General features: G+C 69.2%; 6 protein-coding genes. All 6 read left to right on the plus strand.

Going from position 1 to position 5,142, the window contains the following annotated elements; translation table 11 throughout:
- The first annotated feature begins 72 nt into the window (after nt 1-72).
- Entirely contained in the window at nt 73-927 is an 855-nt protein-coding gene (gene cysT / locus COGEMETH_RS20630) for a sulfate ABC transporter permease subunit CysT (protein ID WP_238184476.1), read from the plus strand.
- The gene (gene cysW, locus COGEMETH_RS20635) at nt 920-1,807 is read left to right on the plus strand and encodes a sulfate ABC transporter permease subunit CysW (protein ID WP_238184477.1); all 888 of its coding nucleotides are present in this window, start codon (nt 920-922) and stop codon (nt 1,805-1,807) included. Before cysT ends, cysW begins: the two co-directional genes overlap by 8 nt.
- A gap of 16 nt (nt 1,808-1,823) precedes the next feature.
- A complete protein-coding gene (locus COGEMETH_RS20640) occupies nt 1,824-2,861 on the plus strand; it encodes a sulfate/molybdate ABC transporter ATP-binding protein (protein WP_283215035.1) in 1,038 nt (345 codons plus the stop codon).
- 437 nt (nt 2,862-3,298) lie between these two features.
- Nucleotides 3,299-3,523, plus strand: coding sequence for a type II toxin-antitoxin system HicB family antitoxin (locus COGEMETH_RS20645; RefSeq protein WP_238184479.1), 225 nt, complete (start codon nt 3,299-3,301; stop codon nt 3,521-3,523).
- A 160-nt stretch (nt 3,524-3,683) separates the two neighbouring features.
- Nucleotides 3,684-4,733, plus strand: coding sequence for a cysteine synthase A (locus tag COGEMETH_RS20650; protein ID WP_238184480.1), 1,050 nt, complete (start codon nt 3,684-3,686; stop codon nt 4,731-4,733).
- 112 nt (nt 4,734-4,845) lie between these two features.
- The gene (locus COGEMETH_RS20655; protein WP_238184481.1) at nt 4,846-5,001 is read left to right on the plus strand and encodes a DUF3309 domain-containing protein; all 156 of its coding nucleotides are present in this window, start codon (nt 4,846-4,848) and stop codon (nt 4,999-5,001) included.
- Nucleotides 5,002-5,142: the final 141 nt, after the last annotated feature.

Raw genomic sequence — 5,142 nt, forward strand, 5'->3', positions numbered from 1 at the left:
CCCCTTTGCGGGGGAGGGAATGGCGCGGACGGCGCCACATCGGACGATCATAAAACCCCGAAGGACGAGAGCATGCCCGACACGCCCCGCCCGAAGCGGCGGTTCCGAGCCCCGAGCGTGATCCCCGGCTTCGGGATCAGCTTCGGCTACACCCTGACCTGCCTCGGGCTCGTCGTGCTGCTGCCCCTGGCCGCCCTGGTGGCCAAGGCCTCCGGGCTCGGCCTGTCGGGGATCTGGTACGTCGCCACCGATCCGCGGGTGGCGAGCGCCCTGAAGATCAGCTTCGGCGTCTCTCTGCTGGCCGCCTTCACCGCATCCAGCTTCGGCTTCCTCGTGGCCTGGGTGCTGACCCGCTACGACTTTCCCGGCCGCAGGCTCGTGGACGCGGTGGTCGACCTGCCCTTCGCCCTGCCGACGGCGGTGGCCGGCATCGCGCTGGCCTCCCTCTACGCCCCCAACGGGCTGGTGGGCGCGCAACTCGCCAAGCTCGGCATCCAGGTGGCCTACACCCCGGCCGGCATCTTCATCGCCATGGTGTTCATCGGCCTGCCGTTCGCCGTGCGCACGGTGCAGCCGCTGATCGCCGAGATCGACAAGGAGGTCGAGGAGGCCTCCGCGACGCTGGGCGCCACGCGCTGGGGCACCCTGACCAAGGTGGTGCTGCCGCCTCTCATCCCGGCGGTGCTCACGGGCTTCGCCCTCGCCTTCGCCCGCGGCGTCGGGGAGTACGGCTCGATCATCTTCATCGCCGGCAACCTTCCCTACGTCTCCGAGATCGCGCCCCTGCTGATCATCATCAAGCTCTCCGAGTTCGACTACGGCGGGGCAGCCGCCATCGCCACGATCATGCTGGGAATCTCGTTCCTGACGCTGCTCGCCATCAACCTGATCCAGGCCTGGAGCCGGCGGAGGTTCGGCTATGTCTGACGTGATCGCCCCGACCTTCGCGGCCCGCGAGGCCGTACCGCCCGCAAGCGCCGTGGCCGAGGGCCGCGCGGTGCGCTGGGGGTTGATCGCCACCGCGATCGTCTTCCTCGCCCTGTTCCTGGTGCTGCCACTCTTCACGGTCTTCGCCCAGGCCTTCTCCCGCGGCGTGGCCGCCTATCTCGACGCCTTCCGCGAGCCCGACGCCTGGGTCGCGATCCGGCTGACCCTGCTGGTGGCGGCCATCGCGGTGCCGTTCAACCTCGTCTTCGGGGTGGCCGCCGCCTGGGCGATCGCCAAGTTCGAGTTTCCGGGCAAGAGCCTCCTCATCACCCTGATCGACCTGCCCTTCTCGGTCTCGCCGGTGGTGTCCGGGCTGATCTACGTGCTGCTGTTCGGGAGCCAGGGGCTGTTCGGCGGCTGGCTCCAGGAGAACGGCATCCAGATCCTGTTCGCGCTGCCCGGCATCGTGCTGGCCACGATCTTCGTGACCTTCCCGTTCGTGGCCCGCGAGCTGATCCCGCTGATGCAGGAGCAGGGCAACGCCGAGGAGGAGGCCGCGCTGACGCTCGGCGCCTCGGGCCTGCACGCCTTCCTCACGGTGACGCTGCCCAACATCCGCTGGGGGCTCCTCTACAGCGTCCTTCTCTGCAACGCCCGCGCCATGGGTGAATTCGGGGCGGTCTCGGTGGTGTCGGGACACATCCGGGGACTGACCAACACCATCCCGCTCCACGTGGAGATCCTCTACAATGAGTACAACTTCGTCGCCGCTTTCAGTGTCGCCTCCCTCCTCGCCGGTCTCGCTCTTGTCACCCTCGTCATCAAATCGATTCTCGAGTGGCGCTACAGCGACGAGCTCGCGGCGGGGGCACGGCATTAACGCAAGCTCGACCGCGATCCGCGTCGAGGGGCTGTCGAAGACCTTCGACACGGCGGCCGTGTTGCACGACCTCAGCCTCGACGTGCGCGCGGGCGAACTGCTCGGCCTGCTCGGCCCCTCGGGCTCGGGCAAGACCACGCTGCTGCGCATCATCGCCGGCCTCGACTTCCCGGACCGAGGCCGCATCCTGTTCGGCAGCGACGACGCCACGGGGCTGCCGGTGCAGCAGCGGGCGGTGGGCTTCGTGTTCCAGCACTACGCCCTGTTCAAGCACATGAGCGTGGCCGACAACATCGCCTACGGGCTGAACGCGCGGAAGCGTGCGGACCGGCCGGCCAAGGCCGAGATCAAGCGCCGCGTCGGCGACCTCCTCGACCTGATCCGGCTCTCGGGCTTTGCCGACCGCTACCCGTCGCAGCTCTCCGGCGGCCAGCGCCAGCGCATCGCGCTCGCACGCGCACTCGCCGTCGAGCCCCGCGTGCTCCTCCTGGACGAGCCCTTCGGGGCGCTGGACGCCCAGGTGCGAAAGGACCTGCGGCGCTGGCTGCGCGAGATCCACGATCGCACCGGCCAGACCACGATCTTCGTCACCCACGACCAGGACGAGGCCCTGGAGCTCTCCGACCGCGTCGCCGTCCTCAACAAGGGCCGGCTGGAGCAGGTCGGGACACCGGACGAGGTCCAGGAGCAGCCGGCCTCCCCCACGGTCCTCAAGTTCTTGGGCGATTCCGTCGAGGTGGAGGCCCTGGTCGAGGGCACGGGCGGCCAGGCCCGCGTGCTGGTGAACGGGCGCCCGACCCCGGTGGCGGCGCCCGCCAACACCATCGGCCCGGTCAAGCTCTACGTCCGGCCCTGGCAGCTCCAGTTCGCTGAGGCCCACGACCAGCACCTCGCCGGCACCGTGCGCTCCTCCTACCGCAGCCAGGGCCGCCAGCGCATCGAGGTCGAGCACCTGGATGGCAAGGTGCTGGTGGTCGAGGACTTCGACGGCGAGCGCTACGAGGCGGGCCGGGCCGTAGGCCTGCGGATCAACGGGGGGTACGTGTTCGCGTGAGACCGTATCCGCTCGATCGAAGCGGATACGGTCTCACCAAGCCGGCGCAGCGCTTGAGCGAAGCCGAAATCTGTATCCCGAGGCGATCAAACGGATTTCGTATGACGCGCGTTGCCTGAAAGCCGGGGGAGCGGCTATCAGCGGCAGATGGAGAGGCGGGACGATCGCCCGGCATGAGCCCAAGCGGAGAAGCGCCTCGACAAGATGCGCCGCAACCCTGTGGGCGACTGGACGATCGAGGATCTGGCGATGGTCTGCCGGGCCTTCGGCATCGATTGCGCTCCTCCCGCGCGGGGCTCACATTACGGTATCTCGCATGCGGCCTGCCCTGATATCCTGACCGTTCCGGCGCGCAGGCCGATCTAGACCCCCTATATCCGGGCCTTCGTGGCGTTCGTGGATGCCGTCGCAAGGAGTTGAGCCCAAGGAGCCGAGCCATGGTGGTGCGCGACTATTACGTCCAGGTCGATCCCGTCCCCCAGGCCGAAGGCGGCGGCTTGCTCGGGTGCGTTCCCGATCTGCCGGGATGTATGTCCGACGGGGACGACATCGCGATGTTGGAACTGAACATCGCCGATGCGATCGAGACCTGGATCGCGGCGGCCCGGCGCCTGGGGCGCGCGGTCCCGTCTCCGGCAGCCGTGCAGGAGCGGCGGGCCTGATCCAGGCCAGTGCTGGCCTCGCGCGTATCGACCCGTCATCCCCGTCGGGTATGCCGCCGTCGGGATCGCGCCGACACCGTCCGCGTCGCGCGCAAGCGGACGCGGTCCTAGTGGTGGGCGACATCCTCCCCTGTCCGTTCCGGAATTCGAGCGTCCGCCGATGAGCAATGTCCGTCCCACCGCCTGCCCCGACGTCCTCGGCGCCATCGGCGGCACGCCCCTGATCCGGCTGCGCCGGGCCTCCGAGGAGACCGGCTGCACCATCCTCGGCAAGGCGGAGTTCCTGAACCCCGGCCTGTCGGTGAAGGACCGGGCGGCCCTCTCCATCGTGCAGGATGCGGAGGCGCACGGGCTGATCCGGCCCGGCGGCACCATCGTCGAGGGCACGGCCGGCAATACCGGGATCGGGCTGGCGCTGGTGGCCTCGGTGCGCGGCTACCGCACCCTCATCGTCATCCCCGTGACCCAGTCCGAGGAGAAGAAGCAGACCCTGCGGCTGGCCGGCGCCCGCCTCGTGGAGGTGCCTGCGGTGCCGTTCTCCAATCCCAACAACTACGTCCACGTCGCCCGCCGCCTCGCGGAAAAACTCGCGGCCACGGAGGCCTCCGGCGCCTTCTTCGCCGACCAGTTCGACAACGTCGCCAACCGGCGCGCGCATGCGGAGGGGACCGGCCCGGAGATCTGGGAGGCCACGGGCGGGCGGGTCGACGGTTTCGTCTGCGCCGCCGGCACCGGGGGGACGCTGGCCGGCACGGCCGAGGCCCTGCGCGCCCGCAACCCGCAGGTGTCCATCGCGCTCTCCGACCCCGAAGGCTCGGCCCTCCACGCCCACTACACCACCGGGACGCTCAAGGCGGAGGGCTCCTCCATCACCGAGGGGATCGGCCAGGGGCGGATCACGAGGAACCTCGAAGGCTTCAGCCCGGACCATTCCTTCCGCATCCCCGACACGGAAGCCTTGGGGATCGTGTTCGGGCTGATGCGCGAGGAGGGCCTGTCGCTCGGCGGCTCGTCGGGGATCAACGTGGCGGGCGCGATCCGGCTGGCGAAGGTGCTCGGCCCCGGCCACACGGTGGTGACGATCCTCTGCGACGGGGCGGCCCGCTACGCCTCGAAGCTGTTCAATCCGGCCTTCCTGGCCGAGCGTGGTTTGCCGGCTCCGGACTGGCTCGGCGCCGCGGAGGAACCCTTGCCGGACTGGCACGCCTGAGCCCGAAAAACCGTCCCTCACGATCGCGTGCGAAAGTTTTGAACGGAACGGATTGTCTCGGCGTTTGCACGGTCAAGCTCACGACCCGTGCGCTCCCTCGGAGAGAACGCCCATGTCCCTCGTTACCATCCTCCTCATCATCCTGATCATCCTCGCCTTCGGCGGCGGCGGCTTCCTGGGCGGCGGCGCCTATCGCGGACCGGGCTTCGGCCTGGGCGGCATCCTGGTTATCGTCCTCATCGTGCTGCTCGTCACCGGCAGGCTCTGACGCCGTCGCGCGAGCGGGCGCCTGGAGCGCACTCCGACGAAGTGGATACCGGTTCGTCGTGAAAGTGCGCGTCAAAACAAAGACCTGGAGGCGTGACCCGACCCAACGTGATCGGGCACGGCTCTAGTGCACTGACTCAGA

This window comes from Methylobacterium trifolii (genome assembly GCF_022179685.1).
GTDB classification, from domain to species: domain Bacteria; phylum Pseudomonadota; class Alphaproteobacteria; order Rhizobiales; family Beijerinckiaceae; genus Methylobacterium; species Methylobacterium trifolii.